Annotated in this window: 1 protein-coding gene; it reads right to left on the reverse strand. The window is 54.8% G+C overall.

Annotation, left to right across the window (positions count from 1 at the left end; all coding sequences use genetic code 11):
- Positions 1–97: 97 nt before the first annotated feature.
- The gene (locus RISK_RS10525) at positions 98–24,751 is read right to left on the reverse strand and encodes an SdrD B-like domain-containing protein (RefSeq protein ID WP_236696197.1); all 24,654 of its coding nucleotides are present in this window, start codon (positions 24,749–24,751) and stop codon (positions 98–100) included.
- Positions 24,752–24,972: the final 221 nt, after the last annotated feature.

Consider the following 24,972-nt stretch of genomic DNA (forward strand, 5'->3'; position numbering starts at 1 on the left):
CGTTTTGTCTTTTTGTGGGGCTCGGCGCGTCACTGGTTAGCAGCGGCAAAATGAGCCTCTTGGTTTCTGACCTGACAAACCGGTCCTGAGATTTGGCCTAATTGATGTCCGCTTCCAACCCAGAATCTTCGTCCAGCAGGTTTAGTTCGGAAAAATCGCTTGAGTAGTCTTCCGACATCACTGTGTCGATACTTGCGGCACTCGCCGTTGCGTCGTACGGATCAGATTCGAAATGCGTGGTTGGTACGGGGGAAATTTGGGGAGTAAAGATACTGGAATCGCTCCCGCCGAACAGTTCTTCGTCTCGAATCTCGATTGAAGTCTTAGCCGCTCTGCTGAGGTCGATGTCAAGCGTGACCTCAACGCCAGAGATTGATTCAGGAGAGGCGGAAGGGACTGTGCTTTCACCTTCGGCGAATCGACGTGCTGACTGACGATTCAACTCATTGATGATCAAGAGCGCATCCAACGCGCTGACTCGGTCGTCGCCGTTCACATCTGCGTAGACCTGATTCGTCCCCCGCAATGGCTGCTCGCCGCTTGCGGTAGACGCGTCCATGATATTCAAGCGGTTGATGACACGCAGTGCATCAAGTGCGGAGACACGACCGTCGTAGGTGACGTCGTATGGCGAATGCGGGTTATGCATTCGCAAGTCCTCGGAGCTGCCGGCGAAGACCGCTGCCGAAGTGAGGCCGCCCATTAGTCGCTGGATCGTTGCTTCGGGTGACGGGGTTGATGCGAGGAAGTCCCGCTTGGTTGGATTGAGTAAACCACGCTCGCCGAAGTTGTAGTTCAGCGCGACCGCATTGTCCTCCAGAAGGATGTTGGAAATCGAATCGTTGGCCAGGGTTCCGTTGCCGGGGATTCCGATTGCGTCAATACCGTCGAGAAAGTCTGAAGGGTGTGTTTGGGTGACGGTGTAGACGCCGTCCGGTAGTCCGATGAACGAATAGGTCCCATCGGGTGTTGTGACGGTGGTGCTTGTGACTGGGCCGGTCAGAGTGATCTGAACATTCGGTAAGACGAGTTCGGGTGCGTCTCGCTGGCCATTGTTATTGATGTCCAGGTAGACGATCCCGCCGATCGAATTTCGTGATGGCTGAGGACGCAGGAACTCACCGAAGTTGTATTCCACCGCGCTGTTACGACCATCGACAACGATCGATCGAAAGCCGTCGGGCAGGACTTCGCCACCCTGGCTGCCGAGAGATTCCATGCCATCGTCGTAGGTTACCGGTTGGACCTGGAACAGGCTGTAGGTTCCTTCGGGAAGATCGCCGAACGAATAGCTACCGAACTGATCCGTCAAAACGGTTCGCGAAACCGGTCCCGTCAGTTGGATCTCAACGGCTCGCAAGCCTGGCTCGCTATCGAACTGACCGTTTCGATTGAGATCAATGTAGACACGGCCAGAAATGATGCTCTGCGAGTTGTTGAGCGGCACCTCCCCGAAGTTGTAGCCAATCGCGACCGTGTTGCCGCCCGAGAGAACCAGTCCAGCGAACTCATCGTTGGCAACGGTTCCGAGGGCCGGCGTCCCTTGCGATTCGCGTCCATCGTCAAAGCTGCTTGGTTGCGTTTCGCGGACGGTATAGGTGCCATCGGGAAGGCTCGCGAAGCGGTACGCCCCCGTGCTATCAGTTACCATCGTTCGGTTTTCCGGGCCAAGCAAATCGATCACGACTCCGCTAATGCCCGACTCTTCACTGTCAAAACTCCCGTTGTTGTTGGCGTCGAGATACACGAAGCCAGCGATTGAGCTGTTCTGTGCGATCACAGTCTCGCGCTCGCCAAAGTTAAAGTTCCGCGCGTCGATGCCGCCGGACAAACCCAAGCCAACGAATCGGTCATTCTCGACGGTCCCCAGCAAAGGCTGGCCCTGGGTGTCTTTCCCGTCATCGAAACCAGCGACTTGCGTTTGGATGACCGAATACGTTCCGTCGGGAAGCGATTCAAACAGATAGCTTCCGTCGGTGCTAGTCGTGAAGCTGCGATTAACCGGGCCAGTCAGCGAGATGGTAGCTCCACTGATCGGTACTTCGTCGGGGTCGAATACTCCGTCGTCGTCTTCATCGATATACACGAATCCAGCGATCGAGTTATTCGGTGGCACAACAATCTGGAACTGGCCGAAGTTGTAGCCGGTCGCTTGGACGTTGTTCCCGGACAGGACAAGGGCTTGGAAACTATCCGGACCGATGGTTCCGAGAACCGGTGTCCCTGGAGTTTCGATGCCATCGTCAAATCCGGCGGGCTGCGTCTGGGTCACCGTGTAGGTGCCATCCGCCAGCGACGTAAATGCGTAGGAGCCATCGTTGGCGGTGGTGACCGTTCGATCTGCCGAGCCGGTGAGACGGATGGTGACGCCGCTGATGGGTACTTCGCCGCCATCAAACAAGCCATTCTCATTCGCGTCGACGTAGACGAACCCGCTGATCGAATTATTGGGCGCGATCACGATGGGGCGTTCGCCGAAGTTGTACCCGACCGCTTGAACGTCGTTGCCACTCAAAACCAAATCGGCAAACGTTCCATTTGCGAGCGAACCAAGAAGTGGTGTTCCTTGTGTTTCCTTGCCGTCCTCAAACCCTGGTGGCTGAACATGCTGGATGCGGTAAGTGCCATCAGGTAGCGATGTGAACGAGTAGGCACCGTTGGCGTTGGTCGTGACGGTTCTTGATTTTTCACCAGACAGGATGATCGTCACGCCGCTGATGGGCTGTTCATTGGTGTCAAAGACGCCATCGTCATCGGCATCGACGTAAACGAATCCCGAGATCGAATTGTTGGGCAAGGGGGCGATGGCGAGTTCGCCGAAGTTGTAGCCGATGGCCTGAACATCATTGCCCGTCAGGACAAGATCGATGAATCGGTCGTTTTCCACGGTTCCGAGCGTCGGCGTGCCCTGCGTGTCCGCCCCGTCGTTGAATTCGGTTGGCTGGGTCTGTGCCACCGTGTAGGTACCGTCGGGTAGATCCGAGAATCGATACGCCCCGGTGGAGTCGGTTGTCATGGTCCTGGATTCGGTGCCGCTCAATGAAACCAACACGCCTTCGATTGGTAGGTCACCGGAATCAAAGACTCCGTTTTCGTTTGCGTCGACGTAAGCGGTCCCGGCGATCGAGTTACCAGGGATAAACAGCTCGCCGAAGTTGTAGCCCGTCGCTTGGACGTCATTCCCACTAAGAGTCATGTCGACGAATCGGTCGTTCTCAACGGTTCCGAGGATCGGTGTTCCCGCTGATTCTTGCCCGTCGTTGAATCCGGCCGGTTGCGTTTGCGTGACGGTGTAGGTTCCGTCGGCCAGAGCGGTGAATTGATAGACACCGTTGGATTCCGTCGTGAACGTGCGAGTCGCGTCGCCGGACAGATTGATCTCGACGCCACCGATGGTGGGTTCGCCATTGTCAAAGACGCCGTTGCTGTTGGCATCGACGTAGACGACTCCACTGATCGAGTTGTTGGGAGCAACCACGATCGGCAATTCGCCGAAGTTATAGCCAGACGCTTCGACGTTATTTCCGGCCAGAACCAAACTGACGAACTGATCATTCTGGACCGTGCCAAGCACCGGCGTGCCCTGCGTATCCTTGCCGTCGTCGAAACCAGCGGGCTGGGTTTGGGTGACCGTGTAGGTGCCGTCACTGAGTCCCAGGAACGAATACGAACCGTCCGCGAGCGTGGTCATCGTGCGAGACTCCGACCCAGACAGCTCGACCGTCACACCGCTGATCGGCTGTTCGCCGGTATCGAAGAGCCCGTTGTCGTTGGCGTCCAGGTAAACGAACCCGCCGATCGAATTGCCTGGGATTGAATTGGCATCGAGCACATCGATTTGGACGGTACTTCGGGCGACGCCAAATCCGAGCAAGTCGAACGAGAGCGTAGCGATTGCATCAGTAGGCAAGCCACTCACGTCGACCGAAACCTCAATCGGCTGAGTCAGATCCAAAACGCCCGGCGATAGAACGTCGCCACTCACCGTGACGCCAGCCCCAGCGAAGAAGCTGCCGTCGGCTTGGATATTGAACAGAGCATCCGTGTTGGCAAGATCGGTGATCGGACTGACAAACGCACCCGAATCAAGATGCAAAGCCGCCTCGAAAGCATCGGGAGCCTGATCGACGCCGTTGTCCTCCAGAAACAGATCATGGACCCGAAACGTGAACGTGCCTCGGTCCGGATCAATCGCGTAATCGCGACTCGCACCTGAGATCAACTGCGGATGCTCATCCAGCCGAACGGTAGTATCAACAACACTCGCATTGCCCCTGAATTGCCATGTTGTATTTGAGTTCAGAGCCCGAGTATCAGAGGAAAAAAAGCTCGAGCTAACCGATGGCAGCGCGCTGCTGCTATCATTACCTAGCCAAAGTGAAGAAGCAGTTTCCAACGAAATCACTCTTTCTGAATTGATCAAAGACACCCTCAATGCTGGTTGCCGACCCTGAAAAAGCTCAACCGGGAAACTGTGTTCACGAGCATCCGACACCTGCTTGGGCGTAAGCCGACGCGCATTCTCAACGCCAGCCACGGTATTTACAAAGCCTATCTCCTCTAGCATCAAGTTGTTATTCGGTAAACCAATGGGGTCAATTTCAGAATCGAAATGCGGGAGACTCAATGAATGGCCGAGCTCGTGCGCTAAAGCGAAAAAAAGATCCGGCTCTCGCTGGTTCAAAATCGTGCTCTTTGCTGCTTTTCCAACAATGACATACGGGTCACCCGGCGTGGTAAATGCGGGAGTCGTGTTGACGCTATTGATGCTCAAAATGTCACCCACAAAAAAGACATCAACAGTATCACTGTCAGCGTCCACCAACTCTCTCACGAATGACTGATACGATTCGCCGAAATCAGGGATCCCAAATTCAAGCATCTCGGAAATCGAATCAGACGCCGTCGCCAATTCAATATTGTCGTTCGTGAAGACTCCACCTTCAACGTTAACGAAGCGTATGTTTGCTTGCGCCCAGGCAATATTTGCCATCTGCAACTCTTCTAGTATTCTTGCATTGTCGTAGAACCTACTTGATGGATCTGCGGCACAAGTCTCCGGTGGCACGCTTTCCGAGCAAAATGTAACAGGGCGCACACGAACCTCACGAATCGCCTTTCGATGATCTTCTCCAGCCGGCCTACCAACCTCAATCGAGGTCGCAACTTCCTTCCCTAGAGCACTATGGTACATCAGCTGAATTGTGTCACCGAGCTCCACCAAAATTGTTTGATCGCCACTCGCCTCGTCGTCCACCCCATTACTTACGAGCCTGAGAACATCACCTCTGTAACGGTTTTCGGAAGTGTACCTCAATGTATAAGAAGCACTGCTTTTTACTGAGCCATCAGAAACTACCTGCAATAGCACATCAATGGACTCCGAAAAATTGGTTGGATCGAAAACCTCAAGTCGAAAGTTGTCTGGGTCTGTGGTTAGGGTCTCAAATGCAGTGATGGAGGGTTCTGGCAGATCTGTTGTTGTTACATACTGGCTGACCTTCAGTGCGTCGGCTGCAGTGTTTATCAAGTCGTTAGTGCTTGCATTGAGAAAACCTATTGAAATACCGTTTGCGATAACTAGGCCCTCGCCGAGACTACCTTTTGCCCAGAAAGCTAGCTGACCGCTATCGTTTAGTGAATCGTGGAGAGCGAGTTTGGACACGGCTCCGACACCGTCCAAGGTTTGCCCCACGCTTACTACTCGCTCAACGGCTCGGATATTCGCGGATGCCAAGTCTGACGTCTGTGCCAATACGTATTCAGCAAGGATCAGGCTTGAGGCGAAGCTTGTTGAGTCGCACGCCAACATGTGACCGGAGAAGCCGATGAAACCTTCTGCCTGCGCAAAGTTTCGCGGAGAAATGTTCACCTGAGAGTCAATGTCTATCCCAAAGACACTGCCGATGTCTTCAGTCCCATCATTATCAAATACACCATTGTCGTTTTTGTCATCCCATGTTTCATTGATGTCAAGGTGACCATCGTTGCTGATTCCAATTACTTTTTTCCATGTCGAGGGACTGCCATCAGGTGCAATTATCGTATCGGCCAGATAGATCCCGATTCCTTGTTCTGAGTGTTCGGCAGCGAAGGCAACTAGCGAACCGTCATCTGAAATTGTCGGACGATCACCCATCTCCAGGAAACCGGACTGCCGACCCGCGATGGTGTGGACGTTTGTCCAAACATGATTTCCAAGATAGAGTTCGTCATCGACTGTGCTTGTAACGAAAAGTCCATTGTCCGCAAGCTTTGCTGCAAGCGGAGCAATGGATTCGCTACCGATGTTCCGTATATTCGCGTGTGGCGATGTCACCAAATTCTCTTTTCGGCCCAATACTGCATCATCCTGATTCGGTGCAGTCAATGCGCTGAACACGTACTGCGGTGTGTCACTATTGTTGAGTGAGGCTGGCACACTACTGTGAACAAGGGTGAAAGGGGATTGACGATCTAGGGACGTTGGGTACAGATCTACCCATATCGGGTTCGTGATCGTAACAGGAGGTCTTGCCAGTGTTGTCAGTGCTGCGGCTGCGGCTGCGAACCCGAACGGCCCTGGCAGAAATGCTCCGATCAAGAAAGAACTGCTAAATGATGGCGAGGTTCTGAGCAATCCTGTGAGTGGATCTTCAATTACTCCTCCCAGCGTTTCAAGACGTAATCCCGCACCATACAGCCCGCCGTCTCCCATCGCGACTCTGTCAATGGTGTTCCCAGCACCTGAGGTCTCGGCATCCCAAGTCTCGAGGAACGTGAGAAGGGCGACACTGTCAGGGCCTATCAAGAGGTCACCTAACCGAGTTCTTGCTGTCAATGTTCTGTGTGCCAAGACATTGAGCTGATCGTTAATCTGAACGTATTCGCCAAAACTCGTGTGCGGTGCGGACGTCTCATCGCCGAAGCCATCTTCCGCGATGGGGTGATTGATGAAGTCATTCATCAATCGGTTGATCGATGTTCCTGCGTCGGTCGAGTCAACGGCATAGACATTTCCATAGTGCGAAGCGCCAGTACTTGTCGTCGCACTGAATGCTACCCACCCATCGTTGTTAATCGACACTCCTTTTCCGATGGAGCTGAAAGTAGTGTCATTGGTGTACACGCTCGAGCCGCTCCGCCCCGACACAGCGGTTGTGGTATTCGTCGACGCAATCAGCTGGTAATCGAAATTGACTTTTGGATCTTCAATCACCGTGATACGAACAGTGGCCGTCTCCACTACACCGCTTTCGTCGACAATTTGATATGTGAAGGAATCAAGCATCACATCATTGCAGGTGACGCTGTTTCGGAGTTCGGCGGAGGTAGTTGGGTCGTACCGATAGCTACCATCGGCTTGAATGGAGAATAAAGCTCCCCGTTCTGTGGTACCTGACGCGGGTATGACTGTTACGGCCTCGCCGTCCGGATCTGAGTCGTTCTTCAGCACTCCATTTGCTGCAATGACCAGCGTTCGATCGACCTTTGCGACGGCTGCGTCGTCTACGGCAATTGGAGCATCGTTGACACCGGTAACTGTGATAGTGACGGTAGCAATGTCAAAATCAAATCCATCCGAGGCTGCATAGTAAAAAGTATCGGTTTCCGTTTCACCTGCTTTAAGATGATCGAACCGCCCGGCGGGGTTGTAAAAGAACTTTCCGGAGTCCTTGTTGATATCTATCCGTGCTTGTTTTTCGCTTCTTGCAGAAGTCAACACGGCAATCATCTGATCGCCATCGGGATCGAAGTCGTTTGCAAGCACTCCGACATCAACAAATAACACAAAGTCCTCTTCCGCCTCGTAATTGTCATCGTTGGCAACAGGTGGCTGGTTCACCGGGTTCGGTTCAATTGGGACGGTCGTTCCCGACTGTATGTAACCAGCGTCTACCGAGCGGTCCCTTTCATTGCTTTCACCAATCAAGATAGTTTGGGATTGTCCAGTATTGATGTCAGCGTCGCTGTCTTGCGAAGGATTCCCACCAACTTTGGCTTCTGTGAGCAGGTAACCAACAGGAATCTCGAACTCAACGACATAGTCACCGAACGCGATTTGACTGAAACCGTATCCACCATCAGGACCTGATACCGCCGTTTGAATGACTCCACCGTCGACGTCGAGAAGTCGCACGGACACGCCACCGATTCCGATTTCACCATTGTCTTGTAATCCATTGGCATTGCTGTCGAGCCAGACGCGGTCACCGATTGATCCTAAAGACGTTCCTGGGTCTTCGCTGAGCACGTCTAGAAGCACGATTCCGGCTGTGTTGCCCCCCTGGCTATCTTTTACTTGATAGGTGAACCTGTCTTTAAATGAAGAACCGGGAGCCAATCGCCCTGCCAGTTCGGTGGCGTCGTAGGTAAATGTTCCGTTCGACTTGAGCGATATTCGCGCACCAGCTTCAGTGAACCCGGAATACGCTTCTACCGTCAACGAGTTGCCATCTGCATCGGAGTCATTTCGCAACAGGCCGTCCGCAAATGACATAACCTCGAAGACCTGTCCCGTGGTTACCGGTTGGCTCATTGCGAGCGGATAGTTGTCATTTTGGGCGATTGGAGAACGATTGTTTTGGCTCGGCACTCCGTTCACCGCGGCTGTGTTCGTTTCTCCGCGATACAAACGAATCTGACTCAAGAATCGGTTGCCAGCTTGGTCAACCACTTCATACGGAAAGAGATTCTCCCCGAACTCAAGTTCAACATCAGGGACTTCAAAGCGGCCCTGTTCATCCGAGACAATGGTTTGGCTAGTCGTTCCGAAACGAACAATGGATTTGGGTTCCGTCAGACCACTGACGATGACGCTGGCAAGATCCGTCCTGCGGTCACCTCGTGTCCCTGTGTCGGAATCGTTGTGTAGACCGAGCAGGACCGTTGGAATGGCGGTGTCGACTGTGATCTTCAATGGCAGCGACTCAGGACTTTCATTTCCGGCCAAGTCCCGTACCTTGACGGTAATGCTATTGACGCCATCAGGAAGACCGGGAAGCGTGAATGTTCCGTCTGAAGTTGAGATCGTTTCGTACAGTTCTCTACCGTTTTGATAGAAAATGACGGTACTGCCGACGGAAGTGAGAAGTTGAACAGTGGGTGTCAAATCCGCCGTAAGTTGATCGCGTGACTCGGCACCCGTGTCGCTCGATGGATCTAGCTTTAGCGGAAGGACGCCGGGGGACCATGTGTCGAGAACAAAGTTGGTCTGAAGGATGTCCGACGAATTTCCTTCGCCATCGTTTGCTCGCAATCGCAACGTGTGAAACCCATTACGGATCTCGGATCCCGCAAAAGTCTCAAGAGTCGCAAGATCAAAATTGAAGAAGCCGTTGTCGAGAAAACTGGTTGCCTCGATGAAGGGGTTGTTGTCAACGCTAACATCAAAGCGAACGACACCACTGGAATCAAAAACTCGCCCAGTCATTGCAAGTGAATTTGTAATTCGATCAGTATTGGAGGTCCCCGTGTCGTCAATTAACTGAACCTCGATCGTTGGCCCCGATAGATCCTCGAAAGTAACAATCGTTGACGACGAGCTCGTGTTGCCAGCTTGATCAGACGCCGTGACGAAAATCTCGTTTGACCCTGGGGCCAATGAGATCGAATCGAAACGATAAGTTCCATCTTCTCCAACCGTGGTGGATCTGCCGAACGGTTGGATACTAATGAGCGACGTCGGCTCACCAATACCGACCAGGCTTACGTTTTCTTGCGAAGCGGCGGTAACGATCCCACTCTGGAAACGGTCATCTAGCTGGACCGTTGGCACGATCGGCGGTGTTTGATCCACTTCAACGATGCTTGAGATAGCGAAACTGGAAACGTTGCCGGCGATGTCTTCGCTGGTGGCGGTGAAGACGTGTAGGCCATCGGGTAGATCTGCGAGAGAGAATTCGACGCTAACTCCGCCGATGGTCTGAGCGACTTGCTGGCCCGCTTGGTAGAGACGGACGATAGAGCCTGATTCGGCTGAGGTCGTTAGCACGAAATTGGATCGCGCCGTGATGTTGTCGGTATTGCTGACGCCGGTGTCGTCTGCGGCGGCTAGATCGAGCGTTGGAAGCGGTGTCGGTCGCGTTTTGTCGAGTGTGTAGGTGAAGGACTCGGTTGCGGACGTGTTTCCAAGTGAGTCGGTGGCCGTCAGCTCGAGTGTGTACTGTCCGTCTGCTAGCGCGGCAGCGTTCAAACCGCGTAGTCGCGACATTGAGAAGTCGATGGCGACACCCTGTAACCAGGCCGTCACGTCTTGGGCGGTGCCTTCATTGAGGGACGCGAATACTTGCGAAACCCCACTCGGATCGTCGATCGTTGCCAAGACCTCAATTTGGCTGGTGATTTGGTCGGCGGCGTCTCGGCCGGTGTCACGTACCAGTTTCATCGATACGTTGGGTGCCGAAGTGTCGCTGGCGCTGGTCTGAACGCTTAGTTGCCGCGAGACTTTGTTCCCGGCTACATCGAATGCTGAGACGGTGAAGTCGTTCGTGCCTTGTTTGAGATCAACTCCATCGATTCGGTAGTTGCCATCACCGTCCGTGATCGATTCCAGAATACCGTGCAGTGTGTCTGAGGAGCGGAACACGACGACTCGTGTGTTGGGATCTGACTGGCCTACGATCGAGATGGTTTCGACGTCGGTTTGAACATCGCCCAGGGGTGCCGCATCGGTGTCTTGTGACAAGTCGGCGGTGATGGAGGTTGGGCTGGTTCGATCAACCGTGATCGTCAGCGGGAGTGACGCGGCACTGGCGTTGCCAGCGTCGTCGCGCGCCACCAAGGTTAAGTCGTGCGAGCCAGAACCGGGGAGTGTGATCGGGATCGTGACCACACCGGTCGCTGTTTGTGTCGCGATGATCTGCCCGCCAAGCAAGACTTCGACACGGGAGCCGGCAACCGATTCAGCGGTCAGAATCACATCGACTCGATTCGTGATCCCATCGGAATCGCTTATGCCGGTGTCACTGTTGGCGGTAAGCCTGAATTGTTCCGGCACCGGTGGTGCAACGGTGTCGATGGTGAAGCTGAGCGAACGTGTTTCGGACACGTTTTGAAGTGCGTCGAAGGCTCGGACTCTTGCCAAGTACCTGCCATCGGTGATCTCGCGGTTGGCAAGTTGCTGTAAGTCGTCTCGTGAAATTTCAAACGTTCCATCGGCTGCGTCAAACTCGATGGATCGCCAAACGCCGTTATCCATCGAAACTTCGATTCGACTAATGCCGCTTGGATCATTGGCAACACCGACAATGGTCGGATCGGAAGTGATTCGGTCGCGGTCGTTCCAGCCGGTGTCGTCGGCAAGGTTCACGGTTAGTTCGGGCGGAGTGGTTTCATTGCCGATCCGCGTCACCGTGACAGGAACGCTTGGTCCCGCCGTGAACCCGAGGCCCGCAGCGATTCCGGTTCCAGTGGAAACCGTGAAGTCGTTTGGCCCGACATTGAGCGGGACGTCCGAGAATGCGAACATGCCGTTGATGAGCGACGTCGTCGTGGCCTGGGTTTCGTTGAGACGCAATGTCGTGAATGGACTGGCGGTTCCGGCCAAAGTGACTCGTGCAAGGCTGGTGATGTTGTCGTCGAGAGGAATGGAATCGTCGCTCCCCGTTTCCAAGCCAATGGCATTGATGCTGGCTGGCAGTGCGAAGCTGGTTGCGGACGAAGCAAACCCGTAGGAGTAGAGCAGCGTCATTCGGTCGGCGTAGTCAAGAACACTGTCACCGTTGATGTCGGCGGCCGCGTCGAAGCCCAATCCATCGGCGTCGGAGGTCATTGCGTCTTGAAAGATCGCCGCGTCGTTGGCGTCGACGAGTGCATCTGAGTTCAAGTCTCCCGCAACACTTACATCGAGCGTGTAGTTGCCCGCAGGACCGGAAATCTGCAACAAGCTTATGCCGGCTCGATCGACCACGAACAGCGATGTGGCTCGAACCCCGTCGACGACTCTTGATACCTGGAGTGCGTGATCGAGCGTGATGGTCGGGGGAGCGATGTCTTGTCCTTCGACGACGACTCGTAACAGTAAATTGCCCTGTGGTGACGATGCCAGTTGTTGCTCGGAAATGGACAGCGTCAGGAACTGCGTTTGATCTTCGCTTCGTTGGAAGTTGTAAGTTTCCCCCGTGAAATCCTGGATTGGGCCAAGGCTTTGAGTGACGGGGCTGGTGACGACGGTGTCCGCGTACGAAACGGTAACATTGTTCGCCGATGTTTCAGTCACCTGAAGACGTCGTGAAGAATCGTACAAGTACGCACTGAAAATCTCGCTTGCCTGATCGGTGATGGTTGAGAGCAACCCGTCATCATCGTATGCGTATTGTCGGAAACCACCGCTTGTCGTTGAAACCCGATCGATTCGACCGTTTCGGTCGCGGGTCATGGTGACGTTGGACAATCCCTTGGTATCGATTTGGCTATCGGTGACGTGAACCACGCAGCCTTCGCCGTACGAAATGGCGGAGGTTCGTCCCTGAGCATCGAGCTGATACGACGGACCGCCGCCGGCCTGAATCGTGAAGTTGGGGCCGTCGATCAGTCCGTTGGACGGATGATAGGCGAGCCCTGTGTTGAGGTCGTAGTATTTTCCGTCTACCCGGCGGAGCATCGCGTCGACTGATTGCAGGGTTACATTTGCACCTGCATCCGCTTGCCATCGCGGGCGATAGTACGTTAGCGAACCAACAGACACGGATTCAGGAACGAATGTAAATCCGACTCGTTGGCCATTGGTGAGGGACGCATAGAGCCGTGAACCATCTTCCAGCGGTGCATAGTCGCGGAACTGTTCGCGGCCGGTAATGGGCACGTTGGTTTGTAGGACGAAATCGAGTTCCGCCCATCGCCAACCCGCACCAAAGGTAAGATCGAAGTCGGTGAGTGAGGAGTCGTAGACGCGATTGAGTGACAATGCGACGCCCGCTTCTTCGAACAGGTCGTCTCGCTCGGTCCTTCGATAGATTCCGGTTTTGTCGGCGGAGTTAATTTCGATCAACGACTGAGTGGTTGCGGGGCGACCACCGATGTCGATCGCTGTAAGACGAATGGCATAGAAGCCATTGGCAAGGCTTGCTGGATCCAGCGTGGCGAGTTCTCCGTCGATCGGCTGGGTGCCGGTTCCGATTTCGGTAAAGCGATCGGTTCCCCAGGGTGCGATCGAAAGCGTCCAGGTGTCGAGATTCGCGTCAGAAACGGTTCCTATGATCGCAGTTGGGCTGCCAATGGCAATTTGGGAGATAGGTTGTGATAGCACCACACTTGGATTGCTGGTGTCGGCCGGATCTGAGATTTTGAGCGTGCGGAGACTGCGACCAACTATGCCCTGGTTGTCTTCAACGAGAGCTTCCAACTGGATCTTGCCAGGGGCGGTTGGACGGATGTCAACGCGGCCGAGTGCATCGAGTTGCAATTCTTGGCCGTCGGCGAACAACCGAACCGAGCGAACGCCGGATAGGCTGCTGCCTGTGACGCGAATGTTAACGTCGCTATTGGGAACGACCGTGACGGACGAAGGGAAGTCGATGATGGCGATTGGCTCGACAACTTCGTTCGTGATACGAATCAGCGCATTCTGCCGAACGGATTTGACGCCGTCATCGATGGTGAAGGTGACGAGGTAGTCACTGGCTTGGCCCACGACCGGGGTCCAGACAAATTCGCCAGTCACCGGGTCGACGGTTGCTCCTTCGGGAAGCCGCGTGGCACCGAAGCGGATCGGATCACTGGCGTCAGGGTCGGTGCCCACCAATTGGAAACGCATCTCACGACCGATGACACCGGCTTGATCGATGGGCTCGAGAACGGGGCTGCGGTTGATGTCATCGACTCGCAGCCGAATCGGCATGGAATCCGTGCCGCCGCGTCCGTCATCGGCAATGACGGTCAGTTCATGAATTCCAGCTTGATCAAAACCCGGCGTCCAACGGAGCACTTGGCTGGTCGTATCAAAGACGGCACCGGCGGGTAGATTCTCAATCGAAACCGTTAGCGGATCCAGATCAGGATCGGTCGCCGAAAGCAGTAGACGATAGGCCGCTCCTTCGCGGGCGAACTGCGGAGCAACACCGACGATGACGGGTGGTTGATTGACGTCGGTGACGTTGATGTTGAACGAGACGTCCGTCGACTGGTCGCCGTCCGAAACAGTGACGGTGACGGGATACTCACCGGCGTCGGTGAACGTTGGAGTCAGTGTGAGAAGGCCCGTTCGCGGATCAAGACTGGCACCCAGTGGAAGTTCGCCGACAGGATCAAACCGCACCGCATCGCCATCCGGGTCGCTGGCGGGAATCGTGAAGCGGAGCGTCTGTCCTTCGGCAGCGGAAACGACGGGAGCAGTGGACGAAGTTGGGGCTGCATTGGAGTTTCGCACGGAGACGTTGAACGTCTCGGTTGCCTCGATGCGTTCAGCGGGGTTCCCATTCCCATTGTCGGCGACGGTAACGGTGGCGGTACGTGTTCCCGGAGTTGCCGGAGTCCAACGCAGTACCGCTTGTCCATAAATGGGGCTATCAATGATCTCGGCACCGGGAAGGCCCGAAATCGCGTACGTCAGCGTTTCTTCATCGAGGTCATATGAGCTGAGCGGAATCTCGATCTGCTGCCCGACTCTGGCAACATGATTGCCGACATACGAAAGCACCGGCGGATCGTTTTCGGAAGTGACCTCAATCAGGAAGTCGTAGGATTCAGAGAGTCGTCCGAAACGCTGGCCGCCTGGACCGTAATCGACCGCCGTCAGTGTGATGGGATGTTGCCGCCGATCACCGGGGCCGGGAGCAATGGTGAATTCTCCACGTCCCCCGCCCAGATCAGTGAACTGCACAAAATCGGGTAAGGCTCGCCCGCTTAGCGAACTGACGGCCGTCAGTGTGATCGGGTCGCCATCCGCGTCGGTCACGGTGACAACAAATGTTTGCGATTCGCCTCGCGCTACGGTCACCGTTTCGATTTCGGGAATGACCGGTTTCAGGTTTTGATTCAGGACTTCGATGGGAATCGTGATGGTCGACGTTGCACCCGGACCAACACCGTCGCCATCATCTGTCGCGGTGAAGGAAACTTCATACACGCCCGCTTGGTTGAACTCTGGCTGCCACCGAAACAGCCCCGTCTCTTCGTCGAACTGGGCACCGTCGGGTAACAAACGCGTTGGTCGGTAGGAGACCGTTGGCACAGAGTCGCTTTCATAGAACAGCGTGCCATCGTCGAGGCGAGTCGGTGGTTTGAAGCCAGGGTGATCGGGATCGCGGGCGATCACTCGGAACTCAATCGCCTGTCCCTCATAGACTCGCCATGTGCTGATCGCATCGAACTCGGGAGCCGCGTTTGCGTTAAGTACCACGAGTGTCGTGACGGTTGATGTTTCGTGCTCACCGGCGACCGCATTGATGACGATTTCGTAGATGCCTTCCTGGTTGTAACCAGGGTTCCACGCTAGTTCGCCAGTGACGGGGTGGAGTGTTGCGCCGATGGGCAGGTCCATCGCAACGTAGGTGATCGCGTCGCCGTCGGGATCGGACGCAGAAACGTTCAGTCGCAGGGTGTCACCTTCGCGAAGAATCCGGCCGCCAGGGTTTTCAAAAACAGGTGGTAAATTGCGAGGCAGAATCGTCAGGTCGATGTCCGTTGAGGTTTCCGTCTTGCCATCGGAGACAACGATCGTCGAGAAGTATTGACCAACATCCTCGGTGGTCGGCGACCAGTAAATCGCCATCGACTTCGGATCGAACACCGCACCGGGCGGCAAGCCAACCGTCCAGAATTTAAGAAGATCCGAATCTGCGTCCGTTGCTGCCACTGGAATCACAATCGGACGGCCAACGAATCGCTCGTGAGACCGTTCGAAGTCGGAGAAGACAGGAGGATGATTACCGCCTTCGACCGCGATCTGGAACGGTTGTTCGGACCAACCGCCTTGCGGATCGTAGACCCGCAAGACGACATTCGTGTTGATGGAGTCCGAACTGGTTGGCTGCCACTGAATGAGTCCCGAGTTCGCGTCGACGGTCATCCCACGAGGTGACTCGGTGAGCACAAACGTCGGCTGACTGCCGTCGGGGTCAGTCGCGGTGGCTTGATAGGTGTAAGGCGATCCAACCACAGCGTTCAAAATCGCGGAGCTGGTGATGACCGGTGCCGCATTGGCACCGACTTGCGCCGAGACAGTGTTCGAGAAATTGACTCGTAGGTCATTCGGTGAATTGATCGCGACGGTTCGCCCGATGGTCGACTCGCCGATACCTAGATTGTTGCCACCGTTCACGTTGGCGGACAAATTGATCAGCCAATTGCCGTTGTCGTCTTGCGATGCTCCCGCCGGCGTTCCCGGATAGCCGTTGGCCGGATTGAGGACCAAGTACAAGGGTAGGATGAGCGGACGGTCGCTACTGTTGGTCAGGACGACGTCGTAGCTGATCGTATTGGTGGCACGTTCCAGGCGAGAATTGGAGAAGCTGAAGTCAACAAACGGCGCAACGGAGTCGACGGCGGTGAACTGCGTTGAGAATGAATCGCCCATCGCGACACCCAAACGTGTCTGAACACGTCCGAGAACGGTCAGCGTGTAGTCTGCCTGTCGTAATCCAGCGACGGTCAGCAACACCGTATCGGTCGTCGGGTCGTAGATTGCCCGGCGAATTTGAGCCGCCGTGCCGCTAGCCTCGGTCAACTGATAGTTCGCCAAATTCAATACCGAACCGGGGCGAGTGGAATCGCCCGCTCGCATCGGTTGATCAAACCGGACGCTGATCAAGCCAATCGGCAGGGCGACGTTGGCACCTGCGGGCGGATTGGTTGCGACAATGACTGGCTCGAGCTGAGCGGTCAAAAGATCGACTTGATTCGATTGGCTGACCAAGATGCGACCATCGCTCGTTGTGGCAACGGTATCGCCGCGAGTTCCGTTTTCGGCAACCGCCAAGCGGCGTCCCGTGGCAAGGTCGATCAAGGTGAGATCGCCGCCATTTCCGGAATCGTCACTGTTCTGTGAAACGAACAGCAAACCATCGAGTATGGAGCCCACTTTGCCGAAGGCGAGTGAATCAATCTGTTCGTCAAATTGGTACATCAATTCAGCGCGGCCCCGCACGTTCAGTTTGACCACCGAACGTCTCTCAGGCCAAACGATTGCCCATAACGAGCCATCACTATCGAAGTCGATGCTGCCGAAACGCAAGTTTTGGTCCCTACTGTAGGGACTGAATTCGACCGATTCGATTGTCGTTCCCGATGAACTCGCGCTGATATCGACGGCTTCGATACCACGATCAGTCGTAACAAAAATCTGGTCAGGATCATCAGGGCTAGCTGTAACGGAAAGCGTTACACCTTCCCCGTACTCGCCGAGCACTCGGCCGGTGACCGGATCCAAGTTCAACAGCGGTCCGCCGCCCGTGGTTGCCCAAAGACGCCCGGCTAAGTCGAATTCAAGACTGTAGATCGGGTGCTGAAGCGTCACCAATGGTTCGCTGTTATCACCCCCTTCGCGGCCGTAGCTGAACAACAGGTTTCGTGCTGGGCCTCCCGATACCAAAATCCGCCCGTCCGTCGTTTCGGTGATCGCAAGTGGGCCGATGCCAGCATCGTCAGCCACGAAGCCGGTCGCGAAGGCGCGGTCTTGTAACGGTAGCAGCACCGAGGCAAAGCTTGAGGTGCCACCTGTCGACGGAACCAAGTTTTCGGCGGCGCTAAATAACGGGTTGGTTGAGGGCAACGGCGTTACGACAACGGGTTCGCCTAAGTTGACAGGCAGCGCGTTAACGCCGTCACTGGAATTCACCAGCGGTATTTCATCCGCGATCGTTCCACCTATAGATGGCAATTCTCGATTGCCAGCTAAGTCAGTCGCCAAGGAGAGGAACCGATAGGTTCTGCCAGGTTGGCCTTGGAAAGTTGCCGTTCCGGTTTCATCCACCAACTCGGATTGCCAAACCCGGAAAGGACCACCGTCTTCGGAGACGTAAAGGTTGATGTAGTCGAATCCTGAACCGCCGGCGGTGTCCGATGCTGACCAAGTGAAAGTGGACGTAGACTCGAACGTCTGCACTTCCAATGTCGATGTGGGAGCATCACCGTCGAAGCGAACACGAATCGCAGGTGTTTCTTCGGGGGGAGCGTTGTTCAAGAGCACTCGAGCCTGGACCGCCGTGATATCGCCCGTTTCGACACCTTCGCCCGCTCGAACTGTGAACGATAGCTTGGCCGTTCCGGACCCTTGCGAATTGTTTGCGGGCAAGAAGCCTCTGGATGAGTCGCGGATCTGCTCACCGGTAGCCGGATCGATGGCGGTTAACACCCAACTCGCCGTCTTGGAGGCCAAGTCGATTCCGGCGCTTACGCGGAGCGTGAACCCATGCGAATCGATGAAATCAAAGTCACCTTGGAAGGATGGTTGATTGGCAGGCAGTTCGATCTCAGGCAGCGTTCCTACCTGAATGTTTCCCAATCGGAACGATCTTGCATCCGCATTGTCGTCCAATTGGACAAGGACTCGTGCTTCGCTGGTACGCGTCGGCGACGTGTCTGCGTTTTGGAACCGAATCGTGTACGGAAGATCTTGGTCCACCGGGACGAATCCATTGCTCTCCGCAGTGAAAGGCCCGACGACGGTTGCCAGGCCAAGATTATTGGCTCCACCTTCCGCGAATCGCGAAAGATCAACACTGTTGAAAGGCGCTTCGTTGTGTGGCGTGATGCCCGAGATCAAATAGTCCGCCGGCAACCGATTGCGAGCGTTCCAGGCCACCCATGGCACGTACACGCGAAGCGACTGAGTACGAGTTCGAGCGCTCGCTCCAATGTCCAGATCCAGCTGGCTTCCGAGCATTGGGACATTGTTTGCGTCTGTGAGCTCCGGAGGAATCAACTCGAACGTTGGAGCGGTGAATCGAGCCGGGTTGGATTCACTCGGCGCAAGCTGCGACGAATCGTGACCGTACCAACCGCGAAGGGCATCAAAGAACGCCAGCAGGTCAGAACCGCGAACGTCTTGACCGGCCGGGCCGGCCACGATTCCCGATGCCAGTGTTGCCATCAGGCTGACGAGTCCCGGTTCTTCTCGAACCGGGGGAATACCGTCGAGCGGCAAAAGGATTTCGGCTGATTCAAGAGCGGCCAGATACAGATCGCCAAAAATGCTGGCATCGGCCGATAGTGCCAATAATGATGCAGGCGCGTCGTCCGACTGGATGATTCCGATTCGCAGCTTCTCGGCTTCACCGAGTGCGTGAGCGACGAACTCTTCGCGTGTAAGCGCGGTGGCCGATGCCGTGACATTGAACTGAAATGGTACGAAACCCTTCTCGATGATCCCTGGGATTCCCGCCAGTGCTTGAAAGGCGATTCCCAGACCAGGCACAAGGCTGTCCAGGCCTGCACTGATATCGTCGTCGAGCAGACCCTCAAATTGCGGGAAGGCGGCATAGAACTTCGCTCGAAACGCTTCGAAGTCTCTGTCGGAAGCTTCCTTGAGCCCAGGATACGTCTGCGTTGAGAAAGAGAAACCGGTGAATCCATCGGCTTCCGTGTCGAGCAAATATCCCGACGCAAATTGATATCCATTGGTGTTGGTGATCGGGCTCAGATCCGCCCAAGGCAGGTTGCCAAGATCATCGCTGCCCGGCTGCCCGCTGGCATTCGTCGACAAGTTTAGGAACGGAAAGTTGTAGACTTGTTCATTGATACCCATTTCTGGGACACCAACTTGGTAGAAGACGTACGGAGTGTCGATGTTGCTGAGGCTTTGGAATGCGACACTGTAAAGATCGCTATCGCCAGCAAGGATGACTCTTGGTCCGCCAATTCCCACCGTCACGTCAGGCTCGATGACGTCCTGGATCAGGAAGCGATACGGAACAACGACACTAGTCCCATCGGAATTAGCAACCTTGACATCGTACAAGCCGTGCGGCGCGTCGGTGAAGTCGAAGATCGCGCGGATCTTAGTGGCATCGATGACTTCCAGGGCTTTCGGAACGAACGATGCATATCCCGGTCGCTGAATGGAAACCGATGCGTTGTCAGAGAAACCAGATCCAAGGATGGTCGTTGTGAAAAACTTGCCATCGCCCGCGACGTCGGAAAAGACGTTGCTGACTGCCAAGGGCAGGAACTCGCCGCGAATCTGAATTCCGGACAGTTCGGTGTCGACCGAACGTCCGCGAATCATCACATAGTAAGAACCAGGACGCGTCGTAGGGATCGTCGCAATCCGGTCGTTCGAGCCAACAATCCGAGAGACTGCGTCGTAGTTGCTGCCCGACGGGGCGGCGTCGAACCGAACATAGACTTCGACCTGCGAATTGGGATCATCTGAACCAACTGCAATTTGCAGGGTTTCGCCGGCAGTCACTTGGAATTCGTAAAGTCGTTCCTGTTCACTTGCCAGCGTTGCCGAATGGTTGACGTTCAATGCCAACCTCTGGACAGTGACTTCCGTTGAATCTGCCGCAACCGTTGTGTTGTTCGATTCGCTAGTCCCTTCGTAAATGTTGTCGAAAATGTCGGTGCGAACGACAAATCGATAGCGGCCCGAGATAACCGCAGGCAGAGCAGCCTCAAGTGAACTGGTGTAGCTCTGGCCGGGGGAAAGAGTTCCCGTGAATGCAACACGACCTACGACCGGATCGTTTGGATCCCAAGTTGCATCGGATGACAAGTACACCGTATCGAACCAAGTTCCAGACGCCGCTTCCTGACTTTCGTTGCGGACAGTCCACTGAATCGATGTGTCTTCTCCCGGCCTTGCAGTCTCCGGTACCGTGATTCCAGTCACCTGTAGGTCTGTCGGAGGCGGCAGCTCGATCAACATCGGGCGGACGGATGCCGTCGCATTGTTTGTGTCGCCGCTGCCTTCAAAGACGTCGCCAACGACCCCGCGTCGGTTGGGATCGGTCACCGTTATTACATACCACGGCCCTTCAAGATCACTCGGAATCTGAAATTGGAAAGACTCGCTGTAGGAACGCCCCGCCGCAAGTCCACCCTCATGATCGATAGCACCCAAGAAACGGTCGGCATCAAGATCGAGCTCTTCGTCACGTGACAAATACACCAAGTCCGTCCATCTGGACGTCGTCGGCGGCGTATTGTTCCCAAGGTTCGTTACGGTGTAAAAAATGTCGACCAATTGTCCACGGTCGACTCGGGACGGAGCGAGCAGCTCGGTGACTTGAAGATCCGGCGGATCGATCATCTCAATCGAAAGCGAGCCGACCAACAGATTGTTGCCCTCGTTTTGATACTCCAGGACGCGCCCACGGCTCTGGGATCGAGCGGCGTTGCTCGCCAAATCCCAAGGTTCCAATGATCGGTTCCCCTCGGTAACGCTGCCGATGAGGTGAAAGCCAATATCGCTCGGTAGCAGTCCGTTCGGATCTCGCGAGACATTTGAATCCGCAAATGCCAAGATATAGAACTCGCCGCCGATCGCATCAGGAATACGGATCTCGGTATTGACGATGTAACTATCGCCGGCACCGAGAACCGTGGACCGCGAGATTGCTGACAACTCAACATCTTTGTCATCCAACGAAGCATCGCGTGACAGGAATAAGCGATCGCTCCAACTGCCAACACGCGTCTGTCGATTCCCTATGTTTCTCACGGTGAATGAGACGGGGACTGTGGTTCCTGACTGGACCCCATCGGGAAGATCAATGGATTCAATCTTGAGATCAGGCTCGCGATACTCAATCGGAAAAGCAACGGTATGAAGGTTGTTGAACGGGCTTTCGAAAGCCCATCTCTCGAAAAATTCGAGATAGTCCTCGTTTCGGCCATCGTTTGCAGGCCACTCGTCCGTTTTCACAATCCTAGACCGATAAGGAAACCAGATCGGATTCAGGTCGTTGTTAGCGTTTAGGTGAATGTGTAGATAGTTGGTCCCGCTGCTTCCCTTTGGGAGCGTGATCGACTTGACGATTTCGTAGCTGTCACCAGGTTCAAGCGGTCGTTCGTTTTGGTAGCTCACCTCACCGAGATAAGAAGCACGCGTCCGGATGAATTCGGCGTCGGCCGAGACCCAAAGGAAATCACGCCAGTAGCGAGTCCCAGGCCAGACAGGCTCGTTACCGATGTTCGTAACTGTGTATCGAACCACAGTCGCCTCACCGGACAATGTGTCCGGCTCAAACGTGACCGACGTAACAGCCAAATCAGCCGCAATAGGTGAAATATCCGTCTGCCACTGACCCGCGTTGTTGTCATCGCTTACTTCGCGAATCAAATGTCGGGCTGAATCCCCGCCAACTCCATCGGCCACCACGACGATGTATTGGCCGCTCGCAGACGGAGACAGATCGATGTCAATCGAACGTGTGTAGGAACCTTCCAGTGCCAAATTGCCCGGATGCGGGACTTCCGCTAACAGCAAAGACGCGGCGTCTGGGTCGAACGGATTCGGACGGTCAGAGAGGTAAATTGCGTCTTTCCATGTCGCAACCGCCGCCGCATTGCCTCGGTTCTCGACACGATACTGAACGTTGATCGTGTCGCCACCCGAACCATTCGAGACCGAGCGAACGTCAGTGACTTGAAGATCTGGCAGCTTTGCCAAGACATCAATCGCGAAGGCTTTGTAATTATTGTTATCGACCTGATTGGGATCGTCGGGATTCGTGTTGTCGACCAGAGTGTCTTCGGTGACGACTCCGTATGGATCCGTCCAGGGAGTCAGGTGCCAAACACCGCCTTCGATCCCAGACGGGATTGTGATCAGCGTACTGACGTCGTAGCTCTCATTTCGAACTAACGCACCGGTGTGCTCAATCGTCTTGAGCAACAAATCGCCCTGGCCTGGGTGAGGGCGGTTTTTGTCTCGCGTTAGCCAAACTTGGTCTGTCCAAGTGGCGACATCGGTCGGTCCAGATCCACGGTTTTCAATGGTGTATTCAAACGTAATCTGATCGCCATCGGACACCTGTGATGGAGTTCTGATCGAGGACACGACAAGATCAGCTAACGGTTGTGGGATGACGCGAATCGGGTGCGCAACTAAATTGTTGGATTCATTTGGCCACTCGTCGATCACATCGGTTGCGTCAGCATGAACTAGGACAAACATGTCGCCACGAAAACGCAGCGGGATCTGAACCGGCTCAGTCGACGAGAAATAGCGTTCGCCTAAACCCAATGCCGAAACACTTTTCAAATCGCCCAGCAGAAGGTCATCCGTTGAGACTTGGTTGTCGAGGGAAAGGTAGATACGATCTTGCCAAGTCGCGCCGTTGGTGGCGGTCTGGCTTTGGTTGACAACTTCAAATCCGACCGTCAGTACCGTGCCTCCATCAATCGCGGCGGGCGCTACGATGGTCAAAGGATCGACTTGCAAGTCGGGTCGAGGGTCAATTCCGATCGTTAGCTGGGTTGAAGAACTTGTGCGATTGTTCTGGTCCAGCGGTGTGCGCTCAAAGAGAGTTGAATCCTGGTTGGTGATCACCGAGAGTTCAAACAGTCCCTGTAACTCACGAGGGACACGAACCTGTTCGGTCCGTGAGTACGTTTTTCCGGCCTCCAGGCCTATGGTCCGCTGAAATGTCCCGACAACATATTCACCGGGATCTTCAACTCCGATTTGCTTCAGAACAACTTGGTCCATCCAGGGCGATTCGGCATCGCGCACACCAGAGTTCTGAACTGTCCATGTGACATCGATCAAGTCTCCCTCGACCGTTGCAGACGGATTTAACACCGACTGGACTCGAAGATCAGGCGACGGGGTTGCCGAAGTACTGATCGCCTGGCTGATGGTTGTATTATTCGTGTTGTAAATGAACTCGAATGGTGCTGAGTAGCCACTGTCCACGGTGTCAGCGGTGGTGATCACTGCGTAAATCGTCTCTGGGGCAGTCGGTGGGACAATGATGTCAACCGTTCGCTCGTAGGAGCCGCCCGGAGACAAAACACCAAAGTGAACGAAGATAAACGGATCGGTTAGCAGCTCCTCGCCAAGCGGATCAGATGCTAGATAAACGGCGTCTCCCCAAGTGCCAAGGTTCGTTTGGCCGATGCCTTGATTACGAACGTCCCATCGCAATCTAAAAGACTCGCCGGTTGCCGCAGGGCTGAGTGCCTCGATCGACTCGACAACAATGTCAGCATAGGGCACCGGCATGACATCGACTGGCGCAATGGATGCCGAGTTGTTGTTCTCAAACTCAAATTCCGTAACCGTCTCTTCCCAGTCCGTCTTAACGAACAAATTGAATCGACCGGTAAGAGCGGGTGGTAGCGTGATGTTCTCTGAACGAAGGTAACTCCCCGAGACTGGAAGTTTCCCCTGGTGCTCGTATGTGCCTACCAGAATGTCATCCTGGTTGCCAAGGATGTCATCGCGTGAAGCGATGACGGCATCGACCCATGAAGTCGAAGTTCCTTCTCCCGTGCCTTGATTGATAACTTCCCAGCTAATCGGCAATGAAGCAGGGTCACCAATGACTTGGTCGGGTGCCGCTAGTGAAGAGACTTGCAGGTCAGCGTGAAGCGGTTTTTGGATTGCCAATTGCTTGACAACGCGATTATTCAACTCGTTAAGTTCACCGATTTGATTGCGACTATCCACATCGATGATCAAATTCCAGTCGTCGCCGACTAGACCAAATGGGACTCGAAGTTCCTTTTGAAGCGTCTGTGTTTGACCGATCGCCAACAGCTCAGTTACGAGCGAGCTACCCAGCAACACATCATCGCTAGAAATTGAACCGTCGCCCTGTGAAAGATAGAACGATGTCGACCAGCTTGATTTCGTTGCCGTTGTAGCGTAATTAGCGTTCGTCACATCCCAATTGAGAATGAACGACTCGCCCGAACTGATTTGGCCAGGGGCTGACGAGATCGCTGGAATCAAGTCGGAATTTCGTACAACCAGGAGGCTGGTTGCGATGAGTTGATTGTCGTCCTCGTCCAGCCCCTCATCAATTGCCGCTCGTGCATCCGTCTCAATGACTACTTGAAACTCTCCCTCAATTTGGGAAGCAATTGGTTTTGATAAAACGAGTG

Source organism: Rhodopirellula islandica, assembly GCF_001027925.1.
Lineage (GTDB): Bacteria > Planctomycetota > Planctomycetia > Pirellulales > Pirellulaceae > Rhodopirellula > Rhodopirellula islandica.